Below are 18,940 nucleotides of genomic sequence, written 5' to 3' on the forward strand. Positions count from 1 at the left end.
AAAATTAATCAAATCAATATATTTTCTATATAGTAAAAAGTTCTAAAATGAATTTTTTATTTTTTAAATTTTAATATCATCTACTGAAGCAATATATGAGAATTTTTCTGGATTTAAATCTAAAAATTGACCTTTTAAAATTTTCTCAACTGAACTAATTGTATCTTCCAATTTAACAAAAACACCACTTTTAAGTGTAAAATGTTCTGTCGTATAGAAATTTTGTGAGAAGAATTTTTGTAATTGTAAAGCTTTTTTAACAATTGTTTTAGATTCATCGTCTAATTCATCAAAACCTAAAATTAACATAACATCTTCGATTTCTTTATATTTTTGCAAAATATATTTAGTTTCTAAAATGGCATTATAATGCCTTTGACCGATGAATTCAGGATTAACATTATTTGATGAAGAAACTAAAGGATCAAAAGCAGGAAAAATATTTTTAGCACTAATTTCTCTTGAAAGCACTAATGAAGAATTTAAGTGATTAAATACAGCTACAGCTGAAGGATCAGACAAATCATCCATTGGTAAGAAAACAGTTTGAAAGGAAGTAATTGAACCATTTTCATTATTAAATAATCTTTGTTCTGCTTGCGAAATTTCAGTGTTTAAAGTTGCTTGATAACCACCGATTGAAGGTTTTTTATCTAAAGAAGCGGCAACTTCATTTCCAGCTTGTAAAAAACGGAAAATATTATCAATAAATAATAAGACATTTTCTTTATTATTATCTCTTAAATATTCAGCAGCTGTAATACCTACTGGAACAATGCTCATTCTTGCTCCAGGATTTTCATTCATACGAGAAACATACATTACTGAATTTTTCATTAAATTAGATTCGCTTAAATCATTATAAAGTTCAATAGCTTCTCTTGAACGTTCACCAGAACCTATAAAAATAGCAGAAGTGTTTTCTTTTTGTTTTGATAAATTGAAAATAATTTCTTTCATTAACACAGTTTTACCAACACCTGCTCCACCAAAAATTCCAATTTTATCCCCTTCAAAAATAGGCACAAAAAAGTCAATTGCTTTAATACCAGTAACTAATAATTGGTGTTTTTTAGTATAGTTAGTATTATTTTTAATTGTTGAATTCATTTCAACTTTAGTAACATTAGTAATTTCTGGGCTACTTAAATTATTACCTAAAATATCATAAATATGTCCTTTAGATAAATTGCCAACTGGCACTTGGAATGAATGATTTAGAACTTGAATTTCTTGGCCAATTGCCAAATTATCTTGTGAATCAACTAAAACAGCTAAAAGAGTTTTTTCGTCAATGACTTTTTTAACAATTAAATAAGCATTATTAGCAGTTTTTAATAAAGTGTTAATTGCTGGTAAAGCTTCATTAGTAAAACTTACTTGTACAACATCAGATCAAATTTTAGTTATTTTAGCACTCATTATTTATCTCCGAATAATTGTTTATATACTTTATCTAAAGTTTTTTCGTCAACAATGGCAAAAACTTTTTTAGCTACTATTTTTCAATTTAATTTGTATTTTAATGAGAATTTAGCAAGTAAATAAACAAAATATTCTTTAACTAAATTTTCATCTTTAACTTGATTATTAATTAAATCGTTAATTACTTTTGCACATTCAGCATTTTCTTTTTCATAAGCAATTAAAAATCTAATTGCCAAGTGAATATCATCATCATTTAAATTATTTAAAAGATTTCATTCAATTAACTTTGAAACTAAGAAAATATCTTTTTCATTGTAAGAAGTAATACCTTTTTGATTAAACATTTTTTCAATTTGTTCACCAGAAAGCATTAAAGAATTAATATCATCATTTAAATCGTATTTGACAGCTACTAATTTAGCTTGTTTTTTAAAGGCTTTATATAAACTACCAATTGTTTTAGCAGTATTATTCATTAATTTATTTTGTACTGAACTGCCAATACGAGAAACAGATAAATTAACATCTATAGCTGGATATTTATTTAAAGCAAATAATTCACTATTAGTTACAATTTGTCCATCAGTTATAGAAATAATGTTTGAAGCAATTAAAGAAGTAATATCATTATCTACTGTTTGTAATATTGGTAAAGCAGTAATTGATTTACGATTTTTAAATTTACCACTTCTTTCTAATAATCTCGCATGAGCATAAAACATATCCCCAGGAAAGGCTTCTTTACCTACTGGTTTGTTAATTAATAAAGCAATTTCTCTATAAATATTTGCATGTTTAGTTAAATCATCAAAGACAATTAAAACATCATTTTCATAAGATAAATTTTCAGCATGAGCCATTGCTATGTATGGAGCTAAATATTGTTCATATGGTTTTTCACTTGGAGCATTGATTACAATGGTATATTTATGTGCATCATGTTCTTTTAATAAAGCATAAACATTAGCAATTTCATTTTGATTTTGACCAATTGCTACATAAATACATTTTACATTTTTATCTTTTTGATTAATAATAGTATTTAAAGCTATAAATGATTTACCTGTTTTTCTATCACCAATAATTAATTCTCTTTGTCCTTTACCAATAGGTATAAGTAAATCAATTAATGAATAACCAGTATTTAATTGTTCTTCTAAAGGTAAATAAGTCATTAAATGATTATTTACATTAAAAATATGACTTTTTTGAGGAAGAAAATTAATTAAATTTAAATTAATAAATTCTTGCTGGTGTAATATTTTGCCATAAATATCAATAATTTTGCCAAAATAATCATTAGTAGTTTCAATAGTTTGGTTACTATTGGTTGCTTTAACAACTTCAGAACCAATTTTATAATCTTCTTGATTTAATTTAATTAAACAAAAAGCTTTATCTTCACTAGCAGAAATAACCATTAAAATAGCATCTTTATTATTTGCTAAATGATAAAGTTCATTTTGTTTAAAAGAACTTTTGCCGCTTATTTCAACAACATAATCAGAAACAGCTGAAATATATAATTTATTTTCCATTATTTAATTCCTTTATTTTTTGTTTTTTAGTAGTTGAATTCATAATGCTTAATGTAATCACACTAACAATTAAAACGGCAATGACAACACCTAAAGTAATTAAAGTAGTAGTGCTTGTAGCATTTGATGTTAAATTTTGTTTGATAATTAAATCATTATAAGCTTTTAAATATTGCGAACTTTCTTGTTCTAAATTATCTTGATCTAAAGTTTTATTTTGTGTTAAAACTGCTAAATTTAAAAATTGTTGTTGTAATAATGCTAATTTAGTATTAAAAGCTTTAAATTGTTCTTGATCAAAATTATTTTCACTATTAATGCGATCTAAATCAAGAATTAAAAGTGGTAAAGAATTAATTGCTTTATTTAAATTTTCAATATTTAAATTTAATAAGGCAAAATTTTTAGTAATAAGTTCATTTAATTGAACATCTTTTAATTGTTTTAAGTAATTGTTATAAATTTCTCGATAAGTACTTGTTAAATAACTAAAGTATGATAAACGAGAAATAGTTTGATTATGAATAGAATTAGTAAATAAATCCGCCATTAAACTAATTAAATTTTCATTTGTTAATTCATTAGTAAAAGTTTCATTATTAGCTTTAATAGTTGTATTATTTTTTTGATCTTGAATTAACGCATCTTGTAAAATTTTAAATTGAGATGAATTTATTGTTTGTATAGCTAGAAAAATTTGATTAAAAACTGCTATTGATAAATTACGATTGCCTAAAACGCTTAAATCTAAATCGGCTTTAATATTTAAAGCATTGTAATAATATTGCATCATTTGATTTATTGCATTAGAAGCAACTTCTAATGATTGTACATATTTACTATCATTATATTTAGTTACTGTTCTTTCATAAGTAGTTTGTGTGTTATTGGTATTATTTGTTAGTTGAATTTTTGCAAGTAAATTACCATTTTGATCTTCTCTTAATTCAATAACACGATAACTAATATTTTGTAAAATAGGATTAAAAAAGAAAATTGCGTCTTGATTAAAAATAGTACTATTAGTATTTAATAAATTAATTAAATTTTGATTACTATTTAATAAATAATCAGCTCTTAAAATAGGACTTAGCCGCGGTACATTTTCTTGAGCCACATCAATTTCAATACCTTCCACAGGTTCTGGATCTATTGGTAAAATAGGAGGAATTGGAGGCTGTGGCATTTCTTCTGGTTCATTGAATTCTTTATTTTGTTTTAAGTCAAACTCTAATGATCTTTTGTTAATATTATTTGCAATAAAACTATCAAAATTTTCATAACCTTCTGGAGGTAATAGTTCTATTGACCCATCTGCTTTAACTTCGAATCTTTTTTGATTATTTTCATAATTAGGAAAATCATTTTCATTTACAAAAATAGTTTTTCAATCATTTGCAAAATTAGTTAAATAAGTTCCATGCTGCAATAAAATTTTTTCTTGAGTTAAATTATTTTCAATAAGTTTTTTTTCTTCTCCATAATCAATTTTACTGTTTTTATCTATATCCTTAGTTTTAGCATAATCTAAAGGATTGCTTTCACCAATCATTACATTATCATAGGGATTTCCTAAATATTTAACATTAGCAAAATAATAAGAAGGACTAAATAAAAGATCATCAAAAATAAAATTTAATCCATTTGCCAATGGATCAGCAACCATTTTTTCTTTATTATTATTCAAATATTGAATGACTTTCTTTTGATAAGCTATTTTTACTAAATTTTCAATATTGGGTTCTACTTCGTTTTTTCTCTCTAATTCTGCTATTTCTAAATCAATATTTTTAATAGCATTATCTAATATTTCGGGCAATCTCTCTGATATTATTTGTTTTTGTTTTTCTTTTGCTGCTACAAAATCAGTTTTTTCTTTAGGGGCATTTTCATTATTATTATTATTATTATTAGAATTATTATCTGTTTCTGCTGATAAAACAAAAACAATTGGAATAGTACTAATAATAGGAGCAAAAGATAAAAGTTTTTTTATTTTCATGGTTCCTCACATGCGAAAAGAGAGAAATAAATTTGAGCTTTTAAACGGTAAGCTTTTTGTTTTAAAATTAGTAAATTAGCAATATTGCTTGCGTTATTATTCTCATTAATTTGAAATGTTTTTAAAAGAATGTCTTTTTTCAATTTACTATATTCTTGATTAAGTTTTTTTAATTCATTTTTGTTTTTATCATTTTGTTCATAAACAAAATATTCTTGATTGTAATATAAATTTATTTGACCTTTATTACTTTGAATTAATAATGAATCAAAGAAAATAAAATATTCTTTTTTATTATAAGTTAAAGAACATAAAACATTTTGAAAACTTAATAAAGCATTATTTTCAATTTTATTTCATTTATCATTTAAATTAAAATTAACTTTAAAATCAGTTGCTTTTACTGTTGTTTGAATATTTTTAGCAGATAAAAGATTTAATTGAATCATTATTTTTGTCCGCCTTTTTCATGTAATAAATCTTTTTTCTTAGATAAAATAGAAATTTCTTCAATTTCTTTTTCTCTTTTAGCTTTCAATAATGTTCTTTTTTGAAATTTAATTTTTTCTTCAAGGTCATTTAAAGTACTATTTTGTGCAACCAATTTATATTTTTCGTAAATTAATGCTGATTCAGTTAATAAAGTATATAAAGCAAAAATTAAATATGATTCTAATTCAGAATTGATAAATTCATCTAAATTCTGTCCTATTTTATGAGAAGATAAATTTGATTTAAATAAAGATGAAGATTGATGATGTTTTAAGACAAAATTATTTTCGTAAATAGGTAATAATTGAATATGTTTTTGTTTGATTTTTGAAGAATTAATTATAACATTTAAATTAACAAAATCTTGAGTTTGAAAACTATTAATAATAATTTTAGGTAGAATTTGACTTAAATAAGTAATTTCATTTTGTTTGTAACTGAATAATATGTGATAATTATGTTTTTGTGCAAATCTAATTGCTCTTTCACCAATTACAATAATTTGATCATTATTTTTATCAATAACATTAACTAAATGTTTTTCATGTTTTTGATATGAATTAGTACTATATTTTTCCTCTTCACTAATATAAACTCATAAAGTTTTTAATTTAGTAAAAGAAATTAAATTATTTTTTTTATTTAAAGTAGCTTGATCAGAACTAAATTTTTTTAAAACTTCTTCAATTATGTATTTAGAATAATTCATACGATCTAAATAAAAACTAATTGATCTAGAAAGTTTTAATAAATTAACTAGAGTAATATTTTTGTTAGATTCAACAATTTTATAAATTTTTTTTAAGGAATTATATCTAGTTTCAATAGATTTTTTATTCATCGATAAATTTTTCCCCAATAAATAATTTATATCCTAATTGACTTTTAAAGATAATACAATCTCTTAAAAACTCAATTTTAAAATTGTTATCTAATAAATTGTTTAAAAAAGTATTTAAATTTGCTTTTATTGCATCATTATTTGAAGTTAAATCAATGTCAGCAACATTTGAATTAGCTTTAAAATCTATTTTAGGTACAAAAGCATTCAAATTAAATCTTGGATCACGACTAAAAGTTAAAACAAATTGGTCCAAAACTAAATTCTTTTTTGACACAAAGAAATTTTTTAATAATGTAAATAAATGATTTTTTAATTCTTCTTCAGAATGATTGAATTTTAAAGAAAAAGAATTTCAAAATTGTTCATAGTCAATAAAATTATTAGTATTTTTTACATTATTAAATTCTTGTAAAATTTTGTTTTTATATTCTTGAGCCTTTTTATTAAATTCAAGAATAATTTTTTGATTATTGCTTATTTTTTTACTTTTAGTTAGATTTTTTTGATGCTTTTTGAACATGTTCTTTGCCTTTCTTAATGTTTTCTTTATTTATGATATTTTTAATTATTTTAGTTAAAATAGCATAAATAATTGGTGAAATTACCATTAATAAACTTATAACTAAAGAAGCTAAAACAAATACGGTTGCTATATCAAAAATATGTGTTCAAACTAATAAATAATAATTATTTTCATTCGTAGTTAAATATAATAAATTACTAAAAATCAAAATTGCACTACCCGCTATAAGATAAAAACAAAGAAGTAAATTTTCAAAAGAATTTAACTTATATTTATTTTTTAAAAGTAGAGTTAAATAATTAATAAATACTAAAGTTAAACAAGTAATATTAATTATTAAGCGATTTTGAAAATTTAATAATAAATTTGCAATTAATAGTAAAAAAGAATTAATTAATAAATTTAAAATAAAATATTTTTTTTGATCGAAATTATTAAATCATTTTTGTAAAAAAATAGTTAAAAAGATAAAACTTAAAGATAATAAAATAATTAAAGAAATTACTAAAACAAAAATAATTAATTCATTGTTATTTTCAATTTTAAAAATTAATTCTTTTGTTTTAGTTTTGAATAAAGCATAAAAAGCAAAAATTATCGATGCTAAAAATAACATTAAAAAGTTTTGAACTAAGTGTTTTAATATTTTATTTCTTATAACTGAATTAAAGATTTTATTTTTATTAGCAAAAAATTTATGTGCAATCATTAAAGCAAAAACAAAAATTAAAGCAAATATAATTAAATTTTTATAAATTGGTGTAACAACAAAAATTCTTTGTAAATGATTAATAAAAGAATTATTAATAAATATTGCGGTAATTTGTTTATCAGCTAAAAAAACTTGTAAAACATAAAAACCTATTACAATTAAAACAATTTTAATTAATAAATAACTTATTTCTAAAATAATCTTTTTTAAATCTAAAGTAAAGTATTTTTTTTGCATACTTAAACTAAAGAAATCATAACTTAAATCAATAATCAATAATGGAATAATTACAAAAGAATTTCTTAATAAAGTATTAGCTTGTGTATTAGAATTAACATTTAAACTAAAAGCAAATAAAACTAATAAAGCTAAAGCATAAAAATTATAAATAACATACCATGTAATATATTTAGAAAATTTTAAGTTATTTTTATTGACTAAAAAATAACTTTTCATAGTACTTATTATTATTAAAAGACCAAAGAGAATTACAGTATAAAATACATAGAAATTTGATCCTTTATGTAAAGTATAAGAAGTGTTAAACAAATCTTCATAAGAAAGTAAATTAACACTTAAATGCTTCATAGCAAATTCAAATAAGAAGCCAAAAATAACAACAAAGATAAACAGAGTAGATAAAGCTATAACTCTTAAAATATTTTCTTTTTCTCAATTGAATCTTAAAACTTTTGAATTATTCAAACGAGATGATTTCACTATTTCCTCCATTAGTATCAAAGTTGCTTGGTTTTACAATTGCTCTTTTACCAAAAGTAGTAAAGGCTTGAGAATTATTTAATGTATTTGCCATTACTTCATTGTCCACATATACAGTATTGAAAACTGCTTTGCCTGATTCAATTAATCCATAAAGTTCTGGACCTCAATTATTGCCTAAATCAACCGCGTTACCTTTTATATAAAGTGTATCAACTTTTTGAGGAGAAACAAACATTAACTTAGGACGATCGGGTCCTTTAATTAATAAAGCTGATCATTGTTGTAAATGAAGCGTTTTTGCATCAACAGTGAAAACATTAGTCTTATTAAATAAAGTTAATTTCTTAAAAACACGATCATAAAAATTCATATCTTGTAAACTTCTTATTTCTGGTATATTTGAAAAATCTAAGTAAGTTGGTCATGAGCCATCTCCAAATTGACCTTGGAAGATTCTCTCACCAAATCTATCGTTAAGAGCAATTTTAAGTCCTTCATTAATTTGATTTAATGACATACCTTTATCAAATTTTAAAGTATTAAATACTATTGATCCAGGCATATCACGATTATTACCAGGTATGCCAGGAAAACCTATGTCATAGTTATAATCAAAAGTAATATTTTTTACTCCTTTAAGTGCATAAGGATTTATAGCTCAATCATCAGCTATAGTATTGCTTGAATTATATAAATCAATTTCTTGAATTTTTTTGTCTTTCAAACCAATTAATGATGAAGTGTCTTTGCCTTCGAAAAATAGCGTTAATTTTTGAATTGAATCAGGCATTTTAGAAAGAATTTGGCTAAAATCTTGAGTTTTATCAATTAATCCCATGTTCCTTATAACAATACCATCAATTTTTCTGCCTGCTCTTGTTGCATCTTGTAAGAATTTAAGGAAACTATTGTATCCTTCTCTATTTGTTGCATCAAGTACTGCCATAACTCTTTTTGTGCCAACTTGTGATTTAGCATAATCACTAGTTGGAGTATATTCTAATACAGTAATACCTTTATTTGATTCCGCACCGTAATTTCTATAACTATTTGTTACATCTGTTTTACTAAATCCTTCGTAATCTAAATTACGAATTACACCAGAAGTTCTTTTATATTCTGTATTGTAAGGAAAATATCTTCTATTATTGTCTGCAATTAATTTATTTCTTACTACGTTATCACTATGATCAGCAAAACCTCAAACATTACCGAATGAACCTCATTGTAAACTAGGAACCATACCTTTAGCTAACATAGCATCAAGATCTCTTTGATAGTTTTCTCACATTAATTTAAATGACAACGAATAATTGTGCCAATTATCTTTATAAGGTCAGCCAATAGCATTTGCTTTTTCTTCAGTAGTTCTACCATCATTTACAATTAAACCATTTAATAAAGAACTTCAATCATTATCTTTTTCATTTTTTGTATAAGCGTTTAATTTTCTTATATCATTAATTGATTTATTAATTTCATCAATTTGTTCTTGTGTGAATTTAGTTGGAATATTTTGAGAAATTCTTACTAAATTATTTATTGCTGTTTTGATAGTTCTTTTTTCTGTTTCGCTTAATTGACCTTTAGGAGTTTCCACAGGTTTGAGCGTACTAAAATCTAAATCAGGTAAATTATTTATATTAACAATACCTTCAGAAGATTGAGGTAACATATCTTCTATTGTTGGTTTTTTAGGTTCGGGTTCTGGAATAGGTTCCGGATCAGGCTCAGGTTTAGGTTTCACAGGAGGTTCAGGTTCCACAGGAGATTCAACTTGATTTTCTTCTTTATCGTTAACTACAGGAGTTATTGTTTCTTCTTTTATTTCTTTTAAATTGTTATCTTTATTTGAGGAATTAATATCATCAGTTTCAACATTTTTTAAATTTAAAACTGATTTATCACCTCTTGAAACAATAATAACATTTAAGTCTCTAGCTTTATCACTAGAATTATCAATTATAACTTTAGCCGTTACTGCTCCAGCAACACCTAAAATACTAATAGCACCAAAATTAATTAATAATTTAATCTTTTTTGCTTTTATCATGCTTCCTCCATAAAATATTAAAATTTTATTAATTTTTGAATTTAAATTCTTCTGGAATTTTATTTATTCCATTAGGGAATAATGCTGTTTTAATATTTGCGTTTAATGACTCTAAGGCTTGACGGTATGAAGTTCTTTGATTTTTACCACCACCATAAATTAAATCATATTCTTCTAATTGGTATTTACCATAAAAACCATTGTAACTTTCACCTTCACTTCTAAAAGCTTGAGTAAATGCTGTTAAAGAAACACCGGCTCCATCTGCTGTAGCAAAATTAGTTCCTACGATTTTATTATCAATTGTTCTTAAGCTTGAGCCAGAAGCCCCACCTAATGGTTGTCATGAATTAAGAGAATAACCTAATCCATAATTAGTATATTGATTAGCTTGATAATTTGACTCAGTATCTTTTATAAAATTATAAACATAACCAACATTTTTTTCAGCTTGAATTAAAGGATTAGAAATAGTAAAATCAGTAATTCCGGGCATATTTAAAAAGTTTCTAATACTTAAATACCGCCGTATTCTTTAGTTCCGATAATACTATTTTCTTTACCTTCAGCTATATAAATTGGTTTATTAATTCATAAACTTTGACTATCTTCTTCTAATTGATCAACAACAGTATCATAAGTTTTTTCTAAGTGATTATCAGTTGAAGAAATTGGGAATCCCACTGAAATAAAGTTTAAACTAGCTTTTTTAGCATTTGTTTTTTGACCATTAGTAAGTGTAACATCATTAATAATAGCTTTTTGATCTTCTTCATAAGTTGCTTTTAAAGATTTAGAAATAAAACTAATTTGATCTTTTTTCTCTCAATTTGCATAATTTGAAGTAGCTATTTTAGCTAATTCTCTGGCATTTTCTACAACATTTTCTTGATCGCTTGTTGGTTGTAAGGTATTTCTTGTAGTATATTTGTAAGTATCATTTACACCGCTTGGATGATTAAAATCGATTTCAAGAACAGCAAAATCGGCCGATTCTTCAATTTGACTAATTGGAGAAGGAGGATCTATATAATCTTTAGGACTTGTTTTAAGAAAATCTACACCAGCATAAACTAATTTAACTTGTTCTGGTTTAAAGTAAATTTTTCTGCAGTGTAAGCTAAATCATTAACATTTAATCATTGATTTAATGGCGTATTTTCATTAAAATGTGTTAAAGAAATTTGTTTTGTAGTTCCTAAAAACCTTTATCAATTTGTCTTTTAGCTTGATCATATTCTTTTCTAAATTCTAAATCCAAAGTTTCTCATTGTATATAAGTAATAAGGTAAAAGGTATAAAAAAGAGCTTCCAACTTGGAAACTCAGGTTTTAATTTTTAAATAAATTATTTCTAGTCAAATATATTAAAAATACACATTTTAGTTTTTAAAATGCGTATTTTTAATAATTTAAATATTTAATTTAATAATAAATTTTCTAAAAATTTTATTTAAATTTATGAAATTAATATTACTTGATATTATGATTTAATTTATTTTTTAATATCAATAATTAATTTTTGTGTAATTGTTTAGGATTAAATACTCATTCAGGTATTTCGATTGTACTATCTCAAGAACTTAATTTTAAAAAAGTTGAAGCAAGAGAATTTTTATTAGCTAATTTATATAATTGTTCAATATTAGGAGCAAAACCAAATCAATTAAATTTTTCATATTTATTTTTATCATTATTTCAAGCTACAGAATAATTGTAATATGAAGTAGCAAAATTATAGAATGATGCAGCATTTAAACTAGTAATATAATTACCTCTATCATCTACTACTCCCGTACCACTTAAACCGCCTCTAAAGAATATTGGGGCATAACTAGTTTCTACAGAAGTTCTTTGATAACTTTCTCTTGCTCTTCCTATAGTACTATCATTATAAATATAACCAATTTGTTTATAACCAGGAAAACCTGTTATTAAACGATTAGTTGAAAAATTCAATTTATTTTCAAAACTAGGGCTTTTATTAACAGCTTTGTGCATTTCTAAAAAATAAGTAATATTATCTTTATTGTAATCGCTTATGCCTAAATTTGGTAATTTTTTCAGATTTTCAAATCATAAAGCAGCGCTAAATTTGCCTTGTTTTTTAAGATTATTAATAATATTATTAACATCAATCATGTAAGTAGATAAATCAGGTAAAACAGCTAATTTATTTTTATCTTTACTATCAACATGTATTTCGCCGTCATCATTATATTGTTTATATCCTGTTCAGAAAGTAAAAATTGGTGTAGAAGTAGCGTTTTCATTGTCTACACCTTTTTTAGCATCAGCCGAAATAACATGTTTATTAGTTCCATTTAAAGTGAAATTAGCATTTGTTTTTCAGGCATTTTCTCAAGGTGTTTCAATTGTATTATTGTTATTAACTACATGATTATTAGTAATAAAGTAATATTTGCCATCTTGTTTATCTTTATTAACTTTACCAAGCATTAAAGAAGAACCATTATTAAAGGCTAAAACTCGATTGTTAATATCTTTAATTCTTTGATCATCATAACTTAAATGCATAAATTCAACTGAAGGTTTATATCCTTCATGTCATTTATAAATTAAATTTTCATTAGGATTATATTTAAATAATTCACCATGATTATAAGCTTCATTATAAATATAAAAGGGCATATTTTCAGGTGTTATACTTAAATTTTGATAATCAAATTTATTACTTTGATATTTGCTAAAAGTCTCGTTTTCAATTTCATTTTGGTATTGAATGTTAATATTAGCTCCAAAATTTTGATTAAAGTAAATTGCTTTATTTTTATCGAATTTAACTTCTGGCAAAGTTTTTTGATGATAATAAAGAGTTTCAGCTATATTATTTGCAACTATTAAATAATCATTATCATCACTTAATCTATAACTAAAATGAATACCTTCTTCATTTAAAGTAAATGTTAAAGTAAAATCAATTTTAATATTATTAACACTTTGAGTTTCTTTTTTAAAAATAAGAGTTTTTTGTTTTACTAATTCATTTCAATCTAAAGTAATATTTAAATTTTGTTGAGAATCTAAAACTCTCTTGTAACGATTCTCGTCTAAATATAAAATATTGGTAAAAAATTCAAAATTGATTTTAGCATTAGTTACCTTATCTTGTTTTAATAATGGGTTATAATAATCTTTTTTAAATAATCAAGTAATCTCTTTTTTGTTATTGCTTAAATCAAAATAATTATCTTTGTAATTTAATTTAATTTTTCTTTGTCTTAAAATTTTACCATTAGCTAAAAAGACTTTTTTCATATTATATTGAGCACTTAAAAAGTTTAAAATTTGTTCATCAGTTAAATTATCATCTGTTCAATCACTAAAATGACCAATTTCATATCATGTATCACCTAAAATATCTTTAGGTCTATTGACATATTGTGGAAAAATGTATTTTGAATATTTTAGTCTGACAAAAATTCTATTTTCAATATTTTTTACTTCAGCTATTTTTAAATCATTTCAATTGGGTAATTTTCAATTGTTATAGCTTATTTCAGTTAAATTGAAATAATTATTATTAATATTTTTATTAGTTTTAAAATAATTTAACAATGTTGCTGACGTTTGATTTTTAAGAACATCTACTTTAACATTGAAATTTTTCAAAGTAATACTGTTTATTAAAGCTTCAGGATAAGCTTCTAATTGATAATCATTATAAAGATTTTCTAAAGTAATATCTTTATTAGCGCTATATCTTATATTACTATTAGTTTTGTTAATAAAACCTAATTTAAAACTTAAACTATTTTCTTTAGGATTGTTAACATCATAGTAATAAACATAATAATCTTTTAATAAATTAGTTATATTGACATTATTTACTAAATCTGTTGAATTTTTAATTAAATCATGTTGTTTTTGTGAACTATTGTTATTAACCATAGTTAATAAATGATTTAATTGTGCAAAAGCTTTTTGTTCTACTAATAACTTAGGATCCAAAGTTCTTCTGGTTCTTAAATCATTTTGATTATTTGGTGAACCTTGTACAAAATTATAAATAAAGTTTGTACTATTAATTTTACCTATTTCATTAATAATGTTTGCTTGAGGTTTTGTATATTTGGTTGCATCATTAAAATCATTTGCACTAAATCAATTTCTCGCTGGATAAAAATCACTTTCTTCTATAGTTTTAAAATATTTTAAAGTATAACCTAAAGTGCTAATGCCAGTATATTTACCATTTTCAAATAAGCCAAATTGAACAATTGCTTCACCTTTGATATCGTTAAAGTGTTGAACTGGTTTATTTGGTAAACCAAGTCTAGTTTGATCTTTAGTTAAAAATTTAATTTGATAGCGTCCATTAGCAGGCAATTCATAAAAATCATTTAAATTATCATAAATTTTAGAAGCTAAATAATTTTGATGTGTATCATTATTTTTTTTAATTTTTACTTGTGAAAGTATTTTAGAAATATTATTTCCAGTAACTAAATTAACAAAAAAAGCATCTTCTAATTGATTAATATCATAATTAAAATTGTTAAAAATTAGAGGTAAATAAACAACTTGATTATTCTTAGTTAATTTTAATAATAATTTAACTAAATTATTTGGTTGAAAATAAAAATAATTAAATTTATCAGTATCATTATTTAAATAACTTACAACTTCTTCAATTTGTCAACCATTAAGATTAAAATCAAAGCTTTTTAGAACAATTTCTTTGAATAATTCTCTGCTTAATGCATCATTTTGATTTAAAGTAGGATATCTGCCTGTTGTAGTAATATTTTTATATTTTTCGTTAGTTTTTTTAATTTCTTCAGCAGTATTATTAATATAAGTTAATAAAACTTCATCCGTTTTATTATTATTAAATTTAGCATTGGTTAAATAATATTGACTAGGTTTATATGTGACATTAAAATCATCATTAAGTAAATAAGTATATAAATAATTACCACCAAAATAATCGTGTTGATTACGATTATCAGCTGTTTTTAAATTATTAAAACTTTTAATAGTTTTACCATTTAATTTAACATCAACAACTAAATTTCATTTTAAAACAAAAGCTTTAGCATTTTTTACTTGACGATTAACATCTCTAACTTTTTTTTCTACTTGTGTTATATCATTTTTTGATTTTTGTCAATTAATTTCATAATCAAATAAATTATTTAATTTTTCTACTTTTTTACTAAAAGCACTATTTAACAAATTAGTTTTATTTCTTAAATCATTTCCTGCTAGAGAATTTAAAAAAGCATAATCTACATCATATAATTCTTCAATTGAGTTAAAACTCAAACCATTAGTTAAAGAAGCTACATCATTTTTAAAAGTAAATGTTCTTTGTTCTTCTTTAGTATAATCACCTTTTTGAGCCACTAAAGTAAAACTAATTTGATTTAAATTATTATCATCTATTTTGATATTTTTAATTTTTAAATTTATTTCTTTATCATTTACTAAATTTAAAAAATAAGGAGCATTTTGTTCTGAAATACTAGTTGAATAAAGTTTAATATTTAAATCTTGATTAATTAAAGGATTTTCAGCAATTGTATAAGATGCTAAAAAAGTATCTACACTATTTTGATTTTCAAAAGTTTGTTTATTTTTAAATCCTGAAATAGTAACTTTTTTAACATTTGAAGATATTTTTTGTCCATAAAAATTTTCTATAAAAATTTGATATTCAAAACTTATACTATTTGTTTTTAAATCATGAGTAAGATTTTTTAACTCTTCATTTTGATAATTATTATTTGTTTTAATTTGAATTTTTTCTAATTTAGCTTCTTCGGTAAAAGTGTTTTCTTTATCAGGATAATCAAAAGTAAAATTAGTTTTATTTAATTTTTCTTTTTCATTAGTTATTAATTCCTCTAAAGATAAACCTTGTTTAAATCCAGATATTTCTTTAGTTAAAATATCACTAATTATTTCAGCATTTAAATTAGTTTTTAAACTTTTTAAACGATATTGTAAAGTTGCTTTAGCTTCCTGATTAACTTGCTCAATTATTTTTGGTTCAACTAATTCTATTTGATCATTAGAATTAGTTGTAAACTGTTCTGCTTTAACATCTAATGCATAAGTTTGATTTTTATTAGGATAATTAAAGTCAAAATTATTAGCATTTAAACGTTTTAATTCTTCATTTATAGCCTCACGATTAACACAAGCAGTAAGCAAAGGAGTTAAAACAAAAATGCTTGAGGCATTAAGAGCTAATAATAATTTAAATTTTCTTTTCATTTTATTCCTTTTATCAATAATATAATTTCATTATTAATTGAGATAATTTAATTATATATAATTCAAAAAAATCGACTTTTTTATTTTGTATTTAAGTCGTTTTTTTAATAATTTATTATTAAAAGTAATTATTTATTCATTTGTTGAGCCACTTCTGCAGCAAAATCAGTAACTACTTTTTCAATTCCTTCGCCTACTGTATATCTAACAGCATCTAATAATTGCGAATTTTGAGTACTTAATAATTTTTCAATAGTTAATGAATCATCAATCATAAAAGCTTGCTTTTCCTGCGTTTCCAAGTTGTAATGAAGAAAAAAGCGAATACACCTATAAATAAGGTGTATTCGTTTTTTGCACTTTTAAATTACAATGATAGACCATTAACCGCATATTGAAAATCACTATATATTTTGTTTAATTGCTTATGTTCTGGGTCTAAATTATTCTTGATTTCACTTACAATTTTACCATTGACAGTCTTTGTTGTGATTGTTATAAGTTTCAATGCATCTATAAACATATTCATTGTCAGTTTTTGGATCTCTTCATTATCTTTATAAAACTTCTTTAATTTATAAATGCAATATTTCAAAACAATTAGAGACAAAAAGCATAAAAATACATGAGATTGAATATGCTCGTCTTTATAAACGTATATCGGTCTAACTTCGATTGCTGATTTTAAGCTTCTAAAACTTTCTTCCACTTTTCATTGTCTATTATATATTTCATTGGCTTTTTTTGAATTTAAATTTGTTATGTTCGTTTCAATCATATAAAAGCCATCTTCATTAGCCACTTTTTTAATTTTTTCAATATTTAATCTTGCTACTGTTTTACCATCTACATTAATATACTTTTTCTTATATTCAGAAGCCAAAGCACTTAATGGCAATTCACCTTTAATAGACTTTTTTTCAATTTATTAATAAGATTTTGTCTTTTTATTTTGTCTAAAGTTTGTTTTGAAGGGCTAAAATAGACAAATTGTTTTCTAAATGTATCGCTATCTCTTTTTTTATTTTTGTTTTTAGCTCAAATAGATTAAACGAATCTAGATTTAGTAAAATACTCATTTTCTTGAACAAAGCCTTGTTTATTTACTATAAATGCTTTATCTTCTTTTCCAAGAATATCAATACGTTTCTGAAGTATATATTTATATCCTTTTTGTTGTAAATATCTTAAATTCGCATTTTGACTAATAGTTTTATCAGCAACAATTATTATGTCTTTTGTTTTGTAAATTCTTTGCATTTCGATTAAAAATTTCACAAGAGTTTTAGAATCTACAGTATTTCCTTTTAAAACTTTATAGTGAAAAGCAATGCCATTATTATCAACTGCCATAGCCACAACAATTTGATCTTCATCATGCTTTCCATCTTTAGAAAAACCTCTTTATTTCAAAGCATCTCTTAAAAAACTTTGAAAATAAATAGTTGTATTATCAAAATGCATTAATTTTGCGTTTCTAGTTGTCAATTCTTGCATTTTGTTATAAATATTGACTAAAATTGCATTTTTATATTCTAAAAAAGTATCGAAATAGTTATAAATTGAAGATTTTTTTTATATCTATCTTATGTAAAAAGTCATTTTTGTTTTTGTATTGACAAATATAACTTCTTGGTTGAATTATTCTTGTTGCAACAATAAATTCCAATACTTCTTCTAAAGATTTGTGTTTAGTTTTCGGTAATCCTTTAAATAAATCTAGTTCTTTAATTACTTTATAAATCAATTCAATACCAACGTTTTTTATATTTGTTTCGACAGATGTCGGGTTAAGTAATTGAAAAAATTTGATTTTAACTTCAATTTTATTTTCTCCAACAGGAACCAATCTAGCAATTTGTTTTAAATCATCGATGTTTTGTAGAGAATATTTTTCTTTAATTTCTTCTCAATAACCTAATCCAACTAAATTACCAATCCCTTTACCGTATCCTTTTGATATTCCTAATGCAATGTAAATTTGTTTTGGGTTTTTTCTTTTATACAGAATGTAGTTACTCATATTTATATTATACATTATTATCATTGTAATCATTGTAAAAAATTAAAATAATTAAAAAATGTACTTATATACTATGTATATAAATAATAAGGTAAAAGGTATAAAAAAGAGCTTCCAACTTGGAAACTCGGGTTATTATTCTAATTTTTTCTCTTAGTTAAACAATTATTTTTACACAACTGAATTCATAAAAATAAATTTTACTTTCTGTTAAAATAATGAATCAATTATTAAAGTATTTATTCCATGTTTAATATTGTCAGAATTATTTTCTTTGATAATAATTTATTTCACATCGTCCACTATTATTATGATAAAAAATATCATTTTAGTACGATTATTTAACTCTTAATCAATCTA

The 18,940-nt window shown here is 23.1% G+C and carries 10 protein-coding genes and 2 pseudogenes; all 12 read right to left on the reverse strand.

The window, feature by feature from the left end; all coding sequences use genetic code 4:
* Window positions 1-63: 63 nt before the first annotated feature.
* The 12 genes and pseudogenes from VY93_RS02515 to VY93_RS04035 all read right to left on the reverse strand — a co-directional run bounded on the left by VY93_RS02515 (window position 64) and on the right by VY93_RS04035 (window position 18,613).
* A complete protein-coding gene (locus tag VY93_RS02515; RefSeq protein WP_020002815.1) occupies window positions 64-1,422 on the reverse strand; it encodes an MSC_0618 family F1-like ATPase beta subunit in 1,359 nt (452 codons plus the stop codon).
* Window positions 1,422-2,966, reverse strand: coding sequence for an MSC_0619 family F1-like ATPase alpha subunit (locus VY93_RS02520; RefSeq protein ID WP_020002816.1), 1,545 nt, complete (start codon window positions 2,964-2,966; stop codon window positions 1,422-1,424). Before VY93_RS02520 ends, VY93_RS02515 begins: the two co-directional genes overlap by 1 nt.
* Entirely contained in the window at window positions 2,956-4,968 is a 2,013-nt protein-coding gene (locus VY93_RS02525) for an MSC_0620 family F1-like ATPase-associated subunit (protein ID WP_020002817.1), read from the reverse strand. The genes VY93_RS02520 and VY93_RS02525 overlap by 11 nt, the downstream gene beginning before the upstream one ends.
* Window positions 4,959-5,417, reverse strand: coding sequence for an MSC_0621 family F1-like ATPase epsilon subunit (locus tag VY93_RS02530; RefSeq protein ID WP_020002818.1), 459 nt, complete (start codon window positions 5,415-5,417; stop codon window positions 4,959-4,961). Before VY93_RS02530 ends, VY93_RS02525 begins: the two co-directional genes overlap by 10 nt.
* Window positions 5,417-6,301, reverse strand: a complete 885-nt coding sequence (locus tag VY93_RS02535; RefSeq protein ID WP_020002819.1) for an MSC_0622 family F1-like ATPase gamma subunit — start codon at window positions 6,299-6,301, stop codon at window positions 5,417-5,419. Before VY93_RS02535 ends, VY93_RS02530 begins: the two co-directional genes overlap by 1 nt.
* The gene (locus VY93_RS02540) at window positions 6,294-6,824 is read right to left on the reverse strand and encodes an MSC_0623 family F1-like ATPase-associated protein (protein ID WP_020002820.1); all 531 of its coding nucleotides are present in this window, start codon (window positions 6,822-6,824) and stop codon (window positions 6,294-6,296) included. Before VY93_RS02540 ends, VY93_RS02535 begins: the two co-directional genes overlap by 8 nt.
* Entirely contained in the window at window positions 6,793-8,271 is a 1,479-nt protein-coding gene (locus VY93_RS04030; protein WP_117274826.1) for an MSC_0624 family F1-like ATPase-associated membrane protein, read from the reverse strand. The genes VY93_RS02540 and VY93_RS04030 overlap by 32 nt, the downstream gene beginning before the upstream one ends.
* Window positions 8,237-10,315 carry a putative immunoglobulin-blocking virulence protein gene (locus VY93_RS02550; protein WP_046128346.1) on the reverse strand — a complete coding sequence of 693 codons (2,079 nt, stop codon included), beginning with the start codon at window positions 10,313-10,315 and terminating at the stop codon, window positions 8,237-8,239. The genes VY93_RS04030 and VY93_RS02550 overlap by 35 nt, the downstream gene beginning before the upstream one ends.
* A 28-nt stretch (window positions 10,316-10,343) precedes the next feature.
* Window positions 10,344-11,490 (reverse strand): annotated as a pseudogene (gene mip / locus VY93_RS04570) (Ig-specific serine endopeptidase MIP); the annotation flags it as partial.
* A gap of 339 nt (window positions 11,491-11,829) precedes the next feature.
* Complete coding sequence (locus VY93_RS02560; protein ID WP_020002761.1) at window positions 11,830-16,557, reverse strand: MGA_1079 family surface serine endopeptidase; 4,728 nt, start codon at window positions 16,555-16,557, stop codon at window positions 11,830-11,832.
* A gap of 128 nt (window positions 16,558-16,685) precedes the next feature.
* On the reverse strand, window positions 16,686-16,832 hold the full coding sequence (locus VY93_RS04250; RefSeq protein WP_020002762.1) for a hypothetical protein: 147 nt from the start codon (window positions 16,830-16,832) through the stop codon (window positions 16,686-16,688).
* Between the two features lie 92 nt (window positions 16,833-16,924).
* Window positions 16,925-18,613 (reverse strand): annotated as a pseudogene (locus VY93_RS04035) (IS1634 family transposase).
* Between the last annotated feature and the right edge of the window lie 327 nt (window positions 18,614-18,940).

Source organism: Mycoplasmopsis synoviae ATCC 25204 (assembly GCF_000969765.1).
In the GTDB taxonomy this organism is placed as follows: Bacteria; Bacillota_I; Bacilli_A; order Mycoplasmatales; family Metamycoplasmataceae; genus Mycoplasmopsis; species Mycoplasmopsis synoviae.